This is a genomic window from Streptomyces sp. NPDC096323, from assembly GCF_040302845.1.
Classification (GTDB): Bacteria; Actinomycetota; Actinomycetes; order Streptomycetales; family Streptomycetaceae; genus Streptomyces.
This window is the reverse complement of record NZ_JBEOSI010000007.1, coordinates 289,580-304,400: the sequence shown is the minus strand read 5'-3', so window position 1 is coordinate 304,400 and position 14,821 is coordinate 289,580. Positions and strand designations below refer to the sequence as shown.

The following is a 14,821-nucleotide window of genomic DNA, read 5'->3' as shown; positions in this document are numbered from 1 at the left end:
TGCAGCCGGCTCCGGTCCGTGCCCGGCCGGTGCTCAGGCGAGCCGGCGGGCCCCTGCCGACGGCACCGCGGGGAAGACACCCGGGGCCGCGTATCCCGCTGCGGCGAAGGCCTCGCGCACGGACTTGGTGACCGTGTCCGCCTGCGACTCCTCCACGAGCACGATCGCCGAGCCGCCGAAGCCGCCGCCGGTCATCCGCGCGCCGAGCGCACCGGCCGCGTTCGCCGTCTCCACGACGAGGTCCAGCTCCACGCAGGAGACCCGCAGGTCGTCGCGGAGCGAGATGTGGCCGGCGGTGAGGACCGGGCCGGCCGCGCGGACCCCGCCCGCGTCGAGCAGCGCGATGACCTGCTCGACCCGCTGGTTGTCGCCGACCACGTGGCGTACGTAGCGCACCACGGACTCGTCCGCGCCTGCCGCGGACAGCGTCTCGAGCGCGGCGGCCAGTCCCTCGTACGGGAGCTCGCGCAGGGTGCCGATGCCGAGGAGACGGGCGCCTTCCTCGCAGCCCGCGCGCCGCTCCGCGTACGCGCCGTCGCCGAGCTCGTGCTTGACGCGGGTGTCGACGACGAGGAGCTGGAGGCCGTGCGCGGCCAGGTCGAAGGGGACCTGGCGCTGGGTGAGGTCGCGGGTGTCCAGGTGCAGGGCGTGGCCGTCGGTGCAGCAGGCCGACGCCATCTGGTCCATGACGCCGCAGGGGACGCCGACGAACGCGTTCTCGGCGCGCTGGGCGAGGACGGCGAGTTCGGCGGGGGCGAGTCCGAGCCCGAAGAGGTCGTTCAGGGCCAGTCCGGTCGCCACTTCCAAGGCGGCGGACGAGGAGAGCCCGGCGCCGGTGGGGACGGTGGAGGACAGCTGGATGTCGGCGCCGGTGATGTCGTGGCCCGCCTCGCGCAGCGCCCAGACGACCCCGGCCGGGTAGGCGGCCCAGCCGTGGCCGGAATGGGGGGCCAGCTCGTCGACGCGGAGCTGGACGACGCCGCCCGGCACATCGGTGGAGTGGAGCCGCAGCTGGCCGTCGGTGCGGCGGGCGGCGGCGGCCCGTACGGTGTGCGGCAGCGCGAGCGGCATCACGAAGCCGTCGTTGAAGTCGGTGTACTCGCCGATCAGGTTGACCCGGCCGGGCGCGGCCCAGACTCCCTCGGGGGCGCTCCCGTACAGCTCGGTGAAGGAAGCGGTCAGGTCGGTGACGGCTTCGGTCGGCTCAGCGTCGTGGGTCATGGTGCGGTGGGCTCCTCTCGGCGGGCGAACGTCCAGGCGTCGGACACGATGGCGGCCAGGTCGGCGCGGGACGGCTGCCAGCCGAGGCGCTCCCGGGCGGTGGCGGCGGAGGCGACGAGGACGGCCGGGTCGCCGCCGCGGCGGGGGGCCGCGGTTTCGGGGACGGGGTGGCCGGTGACCTGGCGGACCGTCTCGATGACCTCGCGGACCGAGAAGCCGTTGCCGTTGCCGAGGTTGCAGATCAGGTGTTCGCCCGCGGTGGCGGCCTCCAGGGCCAGCAGGTGGGCCTCGGCGAGGTCGGCGACGTGGATGTAGTCGCGGACGCAGGTGCCGTCGGGGGTGGGGTAGTCGTCGCCGTAGACGGAGATCGACTCGCGTCGGCCGAGCGCGACCTGGAGGACCAGCGGGATGAGGTGGGACTCGGGGCTGTGCCGCTCGCCGCAGCTGCCGTACGCCCCCGCCACGTTGAAGTAGCGCAGCGAGACCGCGGCCAGGCCGTGGGCGGCCGCCTCGCCGGTGATCATGTGGTCGACGGCGAGCTTGGTGGCGCCGTACGGGCTGGTCGGGGCGGTGGGGTCGGTCTCCGTGATGGGGCTGGAGACCGGTTCGCCGTAGGTGGCGGCGGTGGAGGAGAAGACGAGGGTGCGCACCCCGGCGTCGCGCATCGCGGCGAGCAGGGCGGTGGAGCCGCCGACGTTGTTGACCCAGTACTTCTCGGGGTCGGTGACGGACTCGCCGACCTGGGAGTACGCGGCGAAGTGCAGCACCCCGTCGTAGGAGGAGTCCAGCCACTTGGCGGCGTCCTGGATGCGGCCCTCGATGAACTCGGCGCCGGCCGGGACGCCCGCGCGGAAACCGGTGGAGAGGTCGTCGAGGACGGTGACGGTGTGCCCGGCCTCCAGCAGGTGCTGGGCGACCACGCTGCCCACGTATCCCGCGCCGCCGGTCACCAGGTACTTCTTCGGGGACTTGCTCACTCGCTCGCTACCTCTCGCAGTCGCTGGGCCGCGGTCTCCGGCGGCACGTCGTTGATGAACACGCTCATGCCGGATTCGGAACCCGCGAGGAACTTCAGCTTGCCGGAGGTGCGTCGGATGGTGAAAAGCTCCAGATGGAGCCCGAAGTCCTCCCGTCCCTCGACCCTGAACGGCGCCTGGTGCCAGGCGGAGATGTACGGGGTCGGCGGCTCGCCGGGGCCGAAGATCCGGTCGAATCGCCTCAAGAGTTCCAGATAGACCTGTGGGAATTGTGTGCGGGCGGCCTCGTCGAGTTCCCGCAGGTCGGGGACGCGGCGGCGCGGGTGGAGATGGACCTCGTACGGCCAGTGGGCCGCGTACGGCACGAAGGCGACCCAGTGTTCCGTGGCGAGGACGATCCGCGAGCCGTCGGCCTCCTCCCGGGCGACGAGGTCGTCGAAGAGGTTGCCGCCGGTCTCGGCGCGGTGGGCGGCCGCGGAGCGGAGCATCAGCTCGGTGCGTGGGGTGACGAAGGGGTAGCCGTAGATCTGGCCGTGCGGGTGTCCGAGCGTGACGCCGATCTCGGCGCCCCGGTTCTCGAAGCAGAACACCTGGGTGACCTGCGGAAGCTCGGCGAATTCGGCGGTGCGGTCGGTCCACGCCTCCAGGACGAGAGCGGCCTGCTCCTCGGTGAGGTCGGCGAAGGACGCGTCGTGGTCGGAGGTGAAGCAGACGACCTCGCAGCGGCCGGAGTCGCCGGCGAGGGAGGGGAAGCGGTTCTCGAAGACGGCGACGTCGTAGTCCGGCTCCGGGATCTCACTCTGCCGGCCGTCCCGCGAGGGGCAGAGCGGGCACTCGTCGGCCGGCGGGTGGTAGATGCGGCCCTGGCGGTGCGAGGCGATGGCGACGCTGTCACCGAGGAGCGGGTCGCGGCGGACCTCGGACGACGTCGAGACGGCATCGAGCGGACGCGGGTCGACCGCGTCGCGGACGACGTCGTCACGGCTGTCGTAGTAGATCAGCTCCCGGCCGTCGGCGAGCGTCGTAACCGTCTTCTTCACCAGACTCCTCCCAAACAGAACCGAACACAATGAACCACGAATCAACAGGCGCGTCAATGAGTCGACCGCCTGTCGTGCACGCGGGCCCGGGAGCGAGGTCTTTGGAGGGTTGAGACCGGTTTTTCTGGCCATACGATCACAATCAAACAAAGAACCTCAGGTGAAGTGTTCATTTTTTGAACACAAGAGCGTAGTTTCCTTCGGGTTCAGTTCGCGCAACGAAGCGAGTACCCCCACATGCACTATCTGGCTGCAGGGCTCCGGCTCCCCACGAACGGGCTCGACTACACGATCCTGGCCATCTACTTCGTCGTCGTCCTCGGCATCGGCTTCGCCGCCCGGGCGAGCGTGAAGACGAGCCTCGACTTCTTCCTGTCCGGACGGTCACTGCCCGCGTGGGTGACCGGCCTGGCCTTCGTCGCGGCGAATCTCGGCGCCACGGAGATCCTCGGCATGGCGGCGACCGGCGCGCAGTACGGCGTCGCGGTCGTCCACTGGTACTGGATCGGCGCCATCCCGGCCATGGTCTTCCTGGGCCTCGTGATGATGCCCTTCTACTACCGGTCGAAGGTGCGCTCCGTCCCGGAATTCCTCCTCCAGCGCTTCGACAAGTCCGCGCACCTGCTTAGTTCCATACTCTTCGCCTTCGCGGCGATCCTGATCGCGGGCGTCAACCTGTACGCCCTGTCGATCGTCGTGGAGGCGCTCCTCGGCTGGCCGCAGTGGGTCGCGATCGTGGTCGCGGGCCTCTTCGTGCTGATCTACATCACCATCGGCGGTCTGTCCTCCGCGATCTACAACGAGGTGCTGCAGTTCTTCGTCATCCTCGCCGCGCTGATCCCGCTGACCCTCCTGGGCCTCAAGCGCGTCGGCGGCTGGGACGGGCTGACCGGTTCGCTGGAGAAGAGCCACGGCCAGGACTTCCTGTCCGCCTGGGGCGGCACCGGCATCGGTGACGCCAACCCGCTCGGCGCCAACTGGCTGACGATCATCCTCGGCCTCGGCTTCGTGCTCTCGTTCGGCTACTGGACCACCAACTTCGCCGAGGTGCAGCGCGCCCTGTCCGCGAAGAACCTCTCGGCCGCGCAGCGCACCCCGCTGATCGCCGCGTTCCCGAAGATCTTCATCGTCTTCCTCGTGATGATCCCGGGTCTGGTCGCCGCCGTCCTCGTGCCGCAGATCGGCACCCCGGGATCGGACCTGACCTACAACGACGCGATCCCGCTGCTGATGCAGGAGCTGCTGCCCAACGGTGTGCTCGGCATCGCGGTGACGGGTCTGCTGGCCGCGTTCATGGCCGGCATGGCCGCCAACGTCTCGTCGTTCAACACGGTGTTCACCACGGACATCTGGGCGCGGTACGTGAAGAAGGACCGGCCGGACGCGTACTACCTGCGCTTCGGACGGCTGATCACGGCGATCGGGGTGCTGGCCTCCATCGGCACGGCGTTCATCGCCGCCAGCTTCTCCAACATCATGAGCTACCTCCAGACGCTGTTCTCCTTCTTCAACGTCCCGATGTTCGTCGTCTTCATCATCGGGATGTTCTGGAAGCGCGCCTCGATGAAGTCGGGCGTCTGGGGCCTGGTCGCGGGCACCACCGCCGCGATGATCAACTACTTCGTGATCTACAAGCAGGGTGTCATCGACATACCGACCGACCAGGGCGCCAACTTCGTCTCCGCGATCGTCGGCTTCGTCGCCGGTGCGGTCGTCATGGTCGCCGTCACGCTGTTCACGGCTCCCAAGCCCGAGGCCGAACTGGCCGGTCTCGTCTACGGAACCGAGTCGCCGGACACCGACGAGGTGCCCGAGGAGGGCGACAGCGCCTGGTACCGCAGGCCCGCGCTGCTGGGCTGGGGCGCGATCGTGCTCGCCGCCCTGTGTTACCTCCCCTACTCGTTCTGATCGGAGTCACCCACCATGTCCGACCTGCACAAGGAAGTCTCCGATCTGGAGAAGAAGTCCGCCACGGCGGCCCGGCTGTTCGACATCCGGCGGATCATCGGCGGCCTGTTCGTCGTCTACGGCGTCATCGTCACCATCGCCGGGATCAGCCCGTCCGACGCGGATCTGAAGAAGGCCGAGGGCGTCCACATCAACCTGTGGACGGGCATAGCCATGCTGGCCCTGGGGCTGTTCTTCCTGGTCTGGCTGAAGCTGCGCCCGATCCAGCCGCCGGCCGCCGCGCCGGACACCGCGGACACGTCGGCAAACTGACGCCGGATCAGCTCACCGCCCGCAGGGGCCGGACCGCCGTCAGCCGACTGCGTCCGGCCCCTGCGGCGTCCCCAGGGCCGCCCGGTCCAGCAGACCGGTGCGGGCGGCGAGCGCCGCCGCCTCAAGCCGGGAGCCGACGCCCAGCTTCATCAGTACGCGCTGCACATGCGTACGGGCGGTGCTCGGCGCGATCCGCATACCGGCCGCGATCACCCGGGTGTCCTCGCCCTCGGCGACCCGGACCAGGACCTCGGCCTCGCGCGGCGTGAGCATCAGCAGCAGCCGGCGGCCCTCGTCGTCCGGCTGCGCCGCCGGGTTGAGCAGTTCGGCGAAGGCGCCCTGGAGCAGTTGCGGCGAGATCGCCGCCTCACCGGCGCGCGCCTTGACCATCGCGCGCTCCACGCCCTCGATGCGTTCGTCGTGCCGGACGTAACCCGCCGCGCCGGCCGCGAAGGCGGCCGCGATGCCGCGCGGGCTGGGCACCGGGCCGAGGACCACCACTGCGGTCTGCGGGCGCTCGCGCCTGATCCTGACGACCGGGTCGAAGGTGCCCGGTTCGGCGGGCGCCGCGGTGCCGAACAGGCAGATCTCCGGCGCCCTGCTGACGACCAGTTCCGCCGCCCCGGAGGTGGGCGCGGCGGCGGCGAGCACCCGGTGCCCGCGCAGTTTCAGTGCCGAGGCGAGTGCCTCGGCGAGCAGTCGGTGGTCGTCGACCACCATGAGCCGCACGCCCATTGCCATCCCCCTCGCACCGTGCAGGCCCCCCGGCCCTCCAGACCCGGCAAGCTACACGCTTGTTCGAGGCCGCGGGCGTCTTAACGGAGAGAAGGACCGAGATCGCCGGTTTCCGCCGCGTCGAGGGCGAGTTGATGATGCATCATGGCGGTTTTCCGCCTGTTGTAACCTGCATGCTGTTCATGACGAATCACCTTCTGGGGGAATCTTGCGTCTCAGGAAGACTCTGCTCGTCTCGGCCGCCACCTGTGCCGTGCTGGCAGGTCCCGCGTTCACCGGGACGGCCTCGGCCGCCTCCAACGTCACCGGCGAGGACGTCTCCACGACCTGGGGATACGCCGAGGTGAAGGCGGCCTGGCGGCTGAACCCGTACCGGCTCGACCCGCTCTACCTGTACGTGAAGGACAAGGACGCCGACGGTCACTCGGTGGGCGTGCGGCTGATCACCACCGGTGACGCCGGCACCCACTACTTCCCGATCCACCGAGTCTCCACCGGCGCCGGCACCGCGTGGAGCGCGACGAGCTACGCGAACCCCGGTGGCTGGATCAGCACCGCGCGGATCGAGCTGTGCCAGATGGAGGGAACCACGATCCTGAAGTGCGTCTCCTCCGGCATCATGTACCCGGCGTTCGACGACAGCACCAACTCCTGATCACCTTCCCGGCCGTCGGGAGACATGCGTGAGGGGGTGGAGCCGGCCGGCTCCACCCCCTCACGTGTGTGCTGTGGTCAGCTCGTGGCGAACGAGACGACGAGGTACTCCTTGTCGCCCAGCGAGCTCTCCCGCGGCTTGCTGATCATCGTCTCCGAGATGAACAGCCGGCCGGCGCCGTAGAGGTACTCGGCGTAGTCCGGGGAGAAGCTGGTCTCCGCGTCACGTACGGATTCGTCGCTCGGGTTGTCCATCAGGACGGTCTGCTTGAAGGTGGCCCCGTCGATGGAGACGATCTGGCCGCCCTTGTCGTAGGGGGGCTCCTTGTACGCGATGAGGTTGCCGCCGTCCATGCGGACCGGGAACATCGAGTAGCGGTCGCCGGCGTCGGCCCGGTCGCTGGTCGGCTTGCCGGTGGTCAGGTCGAACGAGACGATCTCGTTGGTGTTGCCGTACTCGCCGGTGCCCTCGTGCTCCTCGGTGGGCAGGTAGACGCGGTTGTTGCCCACGGCGAGGTGCTGGCAGCTCTCCACCTTCGTGGCACGGCAGCTCGCCGCGTACTTGTCGCCGTCCGCCGCGATCTTGGTGAGCAGCTTGCCGGTGGCGGCGTCGATCGAGAAGAGGTCGGAGATCCCGCTGCCGTCGCCCGCGGTGTCGCCGACATCGGCGGCGACGACGAGGGGCTTGGTGGAGACGATGCTCGCGTACTCGACGCCGGGAGGCATCTTGAACGAGGAGAGCGGGGCGCCCGTCGTGGGGTTCAGGGCCTGGATGGTGAGCTGCGGGTCGTCGTACGTCCCGCACTTGCGGACCACCGCGAGTGCCTCGCCGCCGCCGTACCCCGTGTCGTAGCAGCCGTCCGTGCTGACCTTCGGCTTCCAGCGCTCGGCGCCGGTGTTCAGGTCGAAGGCCGCGCCGCCCTCGGTGCCGCCGGCGGCGACCGTGCTGCCGCTGAGGGTGACCTCCTCGAAACGGACCGGGCGGTCACCGCCGGTGGCGGCGGTCACCGACTTGCTCCACAGGAGCTTGCCGGTGCTGAGGTCGAGGGCACCGACCTGGTTGCAGGTGGGGTACTTGTTGGCCGCGGTCCGCTTGCCCTCCTCGAAGGCGATGGCCGTCTTGAAGTCCTTGGTCATGTGCCGGGAGGCGGCGCAGAGCTGGCCGTCCAGCGGGATCGACCAGAGCTTGGTGCCCTTGGCCGGGTCGTAACCGACGATCTCGTCGACGCCCGTCTTCACGTACGCCTTGTCGGTCAGCCAGGAGCCGGAGACCGTGGTGACCTCGGTGACCTTGGGCTGCGGGAGCTGGAAGCCGGCCTGGGACTTGACGTCGGCCGGTGCCTTCTCCTTGCCGCCGCCGCCGATGCCGCTGTTGCCGCCGTCCGCCCCGCCCTTGTTCTCGCCGGTGGCGCCGGCGGAGGTGGACGCCTCGTCCTTCTTGCCGTCGCCGCCACTGGAGGCGAACCAGACGCCCCCGCCGATGATCAGGGCCACGGCGACCGCGGCGGCGACGATGATCTGGGACTGGGCGGAGAACTTCTTCGGCCCGTTGCCGCCGGGCTGCTGCGGCGGGTACGGCTGCTGCATGGGGGCGGTCGGGTAGCCGTAGCCCTGCTGAGGCGCCTGGCCGGGCGGGAATCCGTAACCCTGCTGCGGCTGGCCCTGCGGCGGCGCCTGCGGGACTCCGTAACCGGGCGGCTGGGGCGGGCCCTGCGGATAGCCGTAGCCGGGCTGCTGCGGCGGGCTCTGCGGATAACCGTAGCCGGGCTGCTGCTGGGGCGGGCCGGCGGGGGGCGGGGTGCCGTAGCCGCCGGGGGCCGGGGGCGGCGGAGTGGCCGGCTGCTTGCCGTACGGGTCGGCGGGCGGCGGCGTCGGGGCACCGAAACCGCCGGGGGGCGGGTCCTGGGGGGCGCCGAAACCACCGGGCGGCGGGTCCTGGGGGGCGCCGAACCCGCCCTGCGGCGGGTCGTTGGGCGGCTGGGGCGGCTGCGTCATGGCGTTGCGTACCTCTGGGGAAGGGAGTCGGTCGGTGGGCCGGAGCCGGGCGCGGACGGGTCTGCCACCGTCCGCGGCCCGGCGGTGTTCCTGCGGGCGCTGTGGGGAGCGGTTACTTGCCGAAGGCCATCATGGTCTTCGTCTCCAGCTCCGCCTCGTCGTTGGTCGCGCTGACACGTCCGCTGATGATGAACGAGCGGCCGCCCGCATACCGGACCCTCTCGCTCCAGAACGAGTTCTCGATCTCCGAAGTGGAGGCCGGGTGCTGGAGCAGCATCTTCGGGGTGCCGCCGGAGGGTGTCAGAGAGGCGATGCCGCCGCCCTTGCCGTAGCCGGCGTCCACGTAGAGGAACACGCTGCCACCCTCCGTCCGCAGTGGCTTCATGGTCTGCCCGGCCGGGGCCTTCGCCTTCCACTTCGTCTTGCCGGTGTTCAGGTCGAAGGCGACGACCTGGTTGGTGCGGGCGGATCCGCTGGTGTCGTCCTCCGTCCGCATGTAGAGCGTGTTGGCGTCGGCGGCGACACCGTCACAGCCGTCGACAGGCTTCCCGAAGATGGCGAAGGCGTTGCCGCAGGTCATCGGGAACTTGTCACCCTTGTCGCTGATGACCTGGGAGCGGAGCGTGCCGTTGTCCCGGAGCGCGAGGATGCTCCACTTCTTGTCCTTGCTGCTGGAGCCCTTGGTCAGCGACACGACGAGGGGGCTCACCGAGTAGACGTTGTCGACCTCCCAGCCGCGGGCCGGCTTGTAGGTCCACTTCGGCTTGCCGGTCCCCGGGTCGATCTCCTCGATCTCGTGCTGCGGGTTGTACGGGTCATCGGTCCGGCAGTTGGTGGCGGCGATCAGCTTGGCGCCGCCCGCGAAGGCGAACGGCTGGCAGATGCCGTCGCGCTTGCCGAACAGTTCCTTGCCGTCGCTGACCTGGTAGGCGTTGGAGCTGCCGGTGCGGCCGACCGTCACGGTGTTGCCGCTGATGGCGAGGGAGAGGTCCGACATCAGGTCGAAGAGCCCGCTCTTCTTGACCTCCTTCTTCCACCCCGCCTTCCCCGTGGTGAGGTCGATCAGCTGGAGGGTGGAGCAGTCGGCCTTGTCGGTCGTGCCGTTCTTCACCGCGATGACGATCTTGCCGTCCGTGGTGGTCTGCTGCGGCGCGGAGCAGATGTCCGCGGGCAGCTTCAGCGTCCACGCCTGCTTGCCGTCGGCCACCGAGTAGCCGGAGACCGTGCGGTACATACCCTTGACGATGGTGTCGCCGACGATCCACGGGCCGTACACGTCCGCGCCGTTGCGCGGCAGGTCGACGTCGTTCTTCTGGAGCCAGAGGACCTTCGCCTCGCCGGGCTTGCGTCCGCCGTTGAGGTCGTCGCCGCCTTCACGACCGGTGCCGTTGCCGTCGCCCTCGTCGACGGACGGCGAGGTGGACGGCTTCAGGGCCTCTTCGCTCTTCTTCGCGACGGGCTTCTTGTCGTCGTCGTCCCCGCCCGACAGCAGGAAGACGCCGCCGCCGACGACCAGGAGCGCGGCGACCGCGGCACCGATGATCACGGCGGGCTTGCCCTTGAAGGGGTTCTTGCCGCCGGGAGCCGCCGGGACCGGTGCACCGGGGTACTGCTGCTGCGGATATCCGGGACCCGGCTGCTGCGGCTGGCCGTACGGGCCCGGCTGCTGGCCGTAGGGGCCGGGCTGCTGGGCGTACGGACCCGGCTGCTGCTGGCCGTACGGGCCGGGCTGCTGCTGGCCGTAGGGCCCGGGCTGCTGGGCGTACGGACCGGGCTGCTGCGGGTAGCCGTAGCCGGCCTGCGGCGGCTGGCCCGGCTGCTGCGGATAGCCGTAACCCGGCTGGGCGGCCGGCGCCTGGGGCGGCTGCGCGGGCGGAGGTGTCTGCGGCGGGCCCTGGGGCGGCTGAGGAACTCCGTGCGGCGGCTCCTGCGGAGCGCCGAAGCCTCCCTGCGGCGGTTGCTGGCTGGGCGGCTGGGTCATCAGCACGTCCCCCTTCATGCGGTCCGGTGCCCGGTCCGGACTCCCCCGCGATCGCGCCGGAACCGCAGGAGTCCGCGAAGACCCCCGAATTGCCGGCGAAATGGAGCGAATCGGGCATGGATCCCGCAGTGTTACGTCAGTCGGGCGGGGCTTCTTTCTACCACCCGGCCCGTCACCGCAGCCGGTTCGGTCCACCCCTGTGCCCAAGGGAGAACCGCCCCGTGATGCCGCCGTTACGCCTAAAGGCACGTCAGTTGCCGAACGCCGCGATGGATCGCTGCTCTATCTCGTCGTCGTCCGTGCCGCTGATCCTCGAATGCGTCAGGAAACTGCGCCCGTTGACGTAGAAGATGTGCGGTCCGAAGAAGGCGCGCTCGATGCTCGATGCCGCCGCCGGGTGTTGCAGCACCACATCCCAGTCACCGCCGGTGGACGGCACGGAGGCGATGCCACCGCCCTTGTTCTTGGCCGCCGCGAGATACATCAGCAGCTTGTCGCCCTCCGTCCGCAGTGGGGTGAGGGGCTGGTCGGCCGGGGAGGTGACCGACCACTTGTACTTGCCGGTGGACAGGTCGAAGGCGGCGACCTTGTTCGCCGTACCCACCTTGATGTCGACGGCGTCGGTCGCCATGTAGAAGGTGTTGGCGCCGGCGGCCACCCCGACGCAGCTGTCGAGATTGGACCCCCGGCTCCGCTGGTCCTTGTCGCACTTGGGCGCGTAGTTGCCCGGTCCGCCGGAGAGCTGGGAGCGGTAGGTGCCGTTGGCGTTGAGCACCAGGATCGCCCACTTCTTCTCGCCCTTGAGTGAGATCACCGGGGGGTCGGCGGAGTAGATCTGCGCGACCTGCCAGCCCTTCTTGACCTTGTACGTCCACCGCACCTTGCCGGTGGCGGGATCGATCCGCTGCACCAGGTGTTCCTTGTGGTCGTCCGCCGCGGTCTGGCAGCTCGCCGCCGCGATCCCCACGGGGCCGCTGGCGAAGCCGAACGGCTGGCAGTTGCCGGGCAGTTTCCCGAACTGGACCTTGCCGTCGCTGACCCGGAAGGCGTCGGTCCTGCTGGTGCGCCCCACGGTCACGGTGTCGCCGTTGATCGCCATTGCGAGGTCGGACAGTCCGTCCCAGGCGCCGTCGCGGACGTACGCCTTGCGCCAGCCGGCCCTGCCCGTGGTGAGGTCGACCATCTGCAGGTTGTCGCAGGCCGCGTCGGTCGCGGTGCTGTGTTCGATGCCCAGGACGAGCTTGCCGTCGGCGGTGGGCAGGGTGGGCGCGGCGCACGCGTTGGCGGGCAGCCGCAGGCTCCACTTGAGCGAGCCGTCGGCGATCGAGTAGCCCGTGACGGTGTGGTACATCGCCGTGACGACGGTGTCGCCGGCGAACCACGGGCCGTACACGTCCTCGCCGAGCTCCGGGAGGTCGACGCCGGCCTTCTGGAGCCAGAGGAGCTTCGACTCCCCCGGCTTGCGCTGCGCGTTGACGGCGGCGGTCTCGGCAGCGGGACTGATCGTTTCTTCGCCCTTGCCGTTCCCGTTCCCGCCGGTCGGGGAGGGGGAGGGCGCCGGGGGCGCGGAGCTGTGGCCGCCGCCCTTCGCGGCGGGTTCGTCCTCGTCACCGGTGGCGAGCCAGATGCCGCCGCCCGCGAGGAGCGCCACCGCGAGCAGCCCGCCGATGAGTATCCCCGCCCGGCCGCGGAACCGGCCGCCGCCGGAGGGCCCGCCGGGCGGCGGGGGCTGCGACGGGTAGCCGTACCCAGGCTGTTGCTGCTGTTGCTGCGGCGGGTAGCCGTAACCGAAGCCCGGCGTCGGCTGGTTGCCGTAGGGGCCGGGCTGATTGCCGTACGGACCCGGCTGATTGCCGTACGGACCGGGCTGCTGCCCGTACGGACCGGCCGGCTGCGGCGGGGCGGCCGGGGGCGGATACGAACCGGGCGGCGGGTCGTAAGGAGCTCCGAACCCGCCCTGCGGCGGCGGCTGCTGTCCGGGCGGCTGACTCATCGGCCCGATCCCCTGTTCCGTTGTCGTTCCGTCGGTGCCTGTGGTGCGAGCGACGCGGTCCCGCCCTCACGCACCTCACGCCGGACGGGACTTCTTTTTACCACCCGTCCCACAGACCACACCGGCCACACCGGTCACAGCAGTTGTACCGGCCACGCGGCGGAGCCTCGGCGACCGGTCAGGCGTCCTCGGCCAGTTCGAGCCAGCGCATCTCCAGCACATCGCGTTCCGCGACGAGTTCGCGCAGTTCGGCGTCGAGCTTCGCGACCTTCTCGAAGTCCGTGGCGTTGTCGGCGATCTGGGCGTGCAGCGTCGTCTCACGGGTCGACATCTTCTCGAGCTGGCGCTCCACCTTCTGGAGTTCCTTCTTGGCCGCGCGTGCCTCCTGCGGCGAGACGGCCGGTGCCTGGGCGGCCTGGGCGACCGAGGCGGGTGCGGCGGAGGGCGTGGCCGAGGCGGCCATCTGCAGCCTTCGCTCCAGGTACTCGTCGATGCCGCGGGGCAGCATCCGCAGCGACTTGTCACCCAGGAGCGCCAGCACCCGGTCCGTGGTCCGCTCGATGAAGAACCGGTCGTGGGAGATCACGATCATCGACCCGGGCCAGCCGTCGAGGAGGTCCTCCAGCTGGGTCAGTGTCTCGATGTCGAGGTCGTTGGTGGGCTCGTCGAGGAAGAGGACGTTGGGCTCGTCCATCAGCAGCCGCAGGATCTGCAGCCGGCGCCGCTCACCGCCCGACAGGTCGCCAACGGGGGTCCACTGCTTCTCCTTCGAGAAACCGAACTGCTCGCAGAGCTGGCCCGCGGTCATCTCCCGGCCCTTGCCGAGGTCGACGCGGTCGCGCACCTGCTGCACGGCCTCCAGAACCCGGAGGTTCGGGTTGAGCTCCGCGACCTCCTGGGAGAGGTAGGCCAGCTTGACGGTCTTGCCGACGACGATCTTCCCGGCCGCGGGCTGCGCCTCGCCCTGGGTGCGGGCCGCCTGCTCCAGCGCCCGCAGCAGCGAGGTCTTGCCCGCGCCGTTGACCCCGACCAGGCCGATCCGGTCGCCGGGGCCGAGCTGCCAGGTGAGGTGCGTGAGCAGCGTCTTGGGGCCGGCCTGGACCGTCACGTCCTCCAGCTCGAAGACGGTCTTGCCGAGCCGGGCGTTGGCGAACTTCATCAGCGCGCTGGTGTCGCGCGGGGGCGGCACGTCGGCGATCAGCTCGTTGGCCGCCTCGATGCGGTAGCGCGGCTTGGAGGTGCGGGCGGGGGCGCCGCGCCGCAGCCAGGCCAGCTCCTTGCGCATCAGGTTCTGCCGCTTGCCCTCTTCGGTGGCGGCGATCCGCTCGCGTTCGGCCCGGGCGAAGACGTAGTCGCTGTAGCCGCCCTCGTACTCGTGGACCGTGCCGCGCTGGACGTCCCACATGCGGGTGCAGACCTGGTCCAGGAACCACCGGTCGTGGGTGACGCAGACCAGTGCGGAGCGGCGGGCGCGCAGGTGCCCGGCCAGCCAGGCGATGCCCTCGACGTCGAGGTGGTTGGTCGGCTCGTCGAGGACGATCAGGTCCTGCTCGGCGATGAGGAGCTTCGCCAGCGCGATCCGGCGGCGCTCGCCACCGGAGAGCGGGGCGATGACGGTGTCCAGGCCGTGCTCGAAGCCGGCCAGGGCGAGTCCGCCGAAGAGTCCGGTCAGTACGTCACGGATCTTGGCGCTGCCCGCCCACTCGTGGTCGGCGAGATCGCCGATGACCTCGTGGCGGATGGTGGCCTTCGGGTCGAGCGAATCGTGCTGGGTCAGGACACCGAGGCGCAGCCCGCCGTTGTGGGTGACCCGGCCGGTGTCCGCCTCCTCCAGCTTGGCGAGCATCCGGATGAGGGTCGTCTTGCCGTCCCCGTTACGGCCGACGACACCGATCCGGTCCCCCTCGGACACGCCGAGGGACACACCGTCGAGCAGTGCACGGGTGCCGTACACCTTGCTGACCTGCTCGACATTGACGAGGTTGACGGCCACGAACGCTCCAGC

The 14,821-nt window shown here is 70.2% G+C and carries 11 protein-coding genes; 3 read left to right on the top strand and 8 right to left on the bottom strand.

Features of this window, described 5'->3' with window-relative positions:
• Positions 1-33: 33 nt before the first annotated feature.
• The 3 genes from galK to galT are packed head-to-tail and all read right to left on the bottom strand — an operon-like array spanning position 34 to position 3,238.
• Complete coding sequence (galK, locus tag ABTX18_RS21490) at positions 34-1,221, bottom strand: galactokinase (RefSeq protein WP_352124313.1); 1,188 nt, start codon at positions 1,219-1,221, stop codon at positions 34-36.
• Positions 1,218-2,198, bottom strand: coding sequence for a UDP-glucose 4-epimerase GalE (gene galE, locus ABTX18_RS21485; protein ID WP_352124312.1), 981 nt, complete (start codon positions 2,196-2,198; stop codon positions 1,218-1,220). The genes galK and galE overlap by 4 nt, the downstream gene beginning before the upstream one ends.
• Positions 2,195-3,238, bottom strand: a complete 1,044-nt coding sequence (galT, locus tag ABTX18_RS21480) for a galactose-1-phosphate uridylyltransferase (RefSeq protein WP_352124311.1) — start codon at positions 3,236-3,238, stop codon at positions 2,195-2,197. Before galT ends, galE begins: the two co-directional genes overlap by 4 nt.
• 237 nt (positions 3,239-3,475) lie before the next feature.
• Between galT and ABTX18_RS21475 the strand changes: the two genes are divergently transcribed.
• Entirely contained in the window at positions 3,476-5,146 is a 1,671-nt protein-coding gene (locus tag ABTX18_RS21475) for a sodium:solute symporter family protein (protein ID WP_352124310.1), read from the top strand.
• A 15-nt stretch (positions 5,147-5,161) separates the two neighbouring features.
• On the top strand, positions 5,162-5,458 hold the full coding sequence (locus ABTX18_RS21470) for a hypothetical protein (RefSeq protein WP_352124309.1): 297 nt from the start codon (positions 5,162-5,164) through the stop codon (positions 5,456-5,458).
• A gap of 39 nt (positions 5,459-5,497) precedes the next feature.
• Here ABTX18_RS21470 and ABTX18_RS21465 read toward each other — a convergent pair whose 3' ends face one another.
• Complete coding sequence (locus tag ABTX18_RS21465; RefSeq protein WP_352124459.1) at positions 5,498-6,193, bottom strand: helix-turn-helix transcriptional regulator; 696 nt, start codon at positions 6,191-6,193, stop codon at positions 5,498-5,500.
• A 208-nt stretch (positions 6,194-6,401) separates the two neighbouring features.
• On the opposite strand from ABTX18_RS21465, the gene ABTX18_RS21460 reads away from it, so the two are divergent.
• Positions 6,402-6,848: a hypothetical protein gene (locus tag ABTX18_RS21460; protein ID WP_352124308.1), complete on the top strand. Its 447-nt coding sequence runs from the start codon at positions 6,402-6,404 to the stop codon at positions 6,846-6,848.
• A 77-nt stretch (positions 6,849-6,925) separates the two neighbouring features.
• On the opposite strand, the gene ABTX18_RS21455 is transcribed toward ABTX18_RS21460, so the two are convergent.
• From ABTX18_RS21455 to ABTX18_RS21440, 4 genes are all read right to left on the bottom strand, one after another.
• The gene (locus ABTX18_RS21455) at positions 6,926-8,842 is read right to left on the bottom strand and encodes an outer membrane protein assembly factor BamB family protein (protein ID WP_352124307.1); all 1,917 of its coding nucleotides are present in this window, start codon (positions 8,840-8,842) and stop codon (positions 6,926-6,928) included.
• A gap of 112 nt (positions 8,843-8,954) precedes the next feature.
• Positions 8,955-10,823 (bottom strand): outer membrane protein assembly factor BamB family protein, encoded by a 1,869-nt coding sequence (locus tag ABTX18_RS21450; protein ID WP_352124306.1) that lies wholly within the window; start codon positions 10,821-10,823, stop codon positions 8,955-8,957.
• A gap of 250 nt (positions 10,824-11,073) precedes the next feature.
• Positions 11,074-12,816: an outer membrane protein assembly factor BamB family protein gene (locus ABTX18_RS21445; protein WP_352124305.1), complete on the bottom strand. Its 1,743-nt coding sequence runs from the start codon at positions 12,814-12,816 to the stop codon at positions 11,074-11,076.
• A gap of 178 nt (positions 12,817-12,994) precedes the next feature.
• Positions 12,995-14,809, bottom strand: a complete 1,815-nt coding sequence (locus ABTX18_RS21440) for an ABC-F family ATP-binding cassette domain-containing protein (RefSeq protein WP_352124304.1) — start codon at positions 14,807-14,809, stop codon at positions 12,995-12,997.
• Positions 14,810-14,821: the final 12 nt, after the last annotated feature.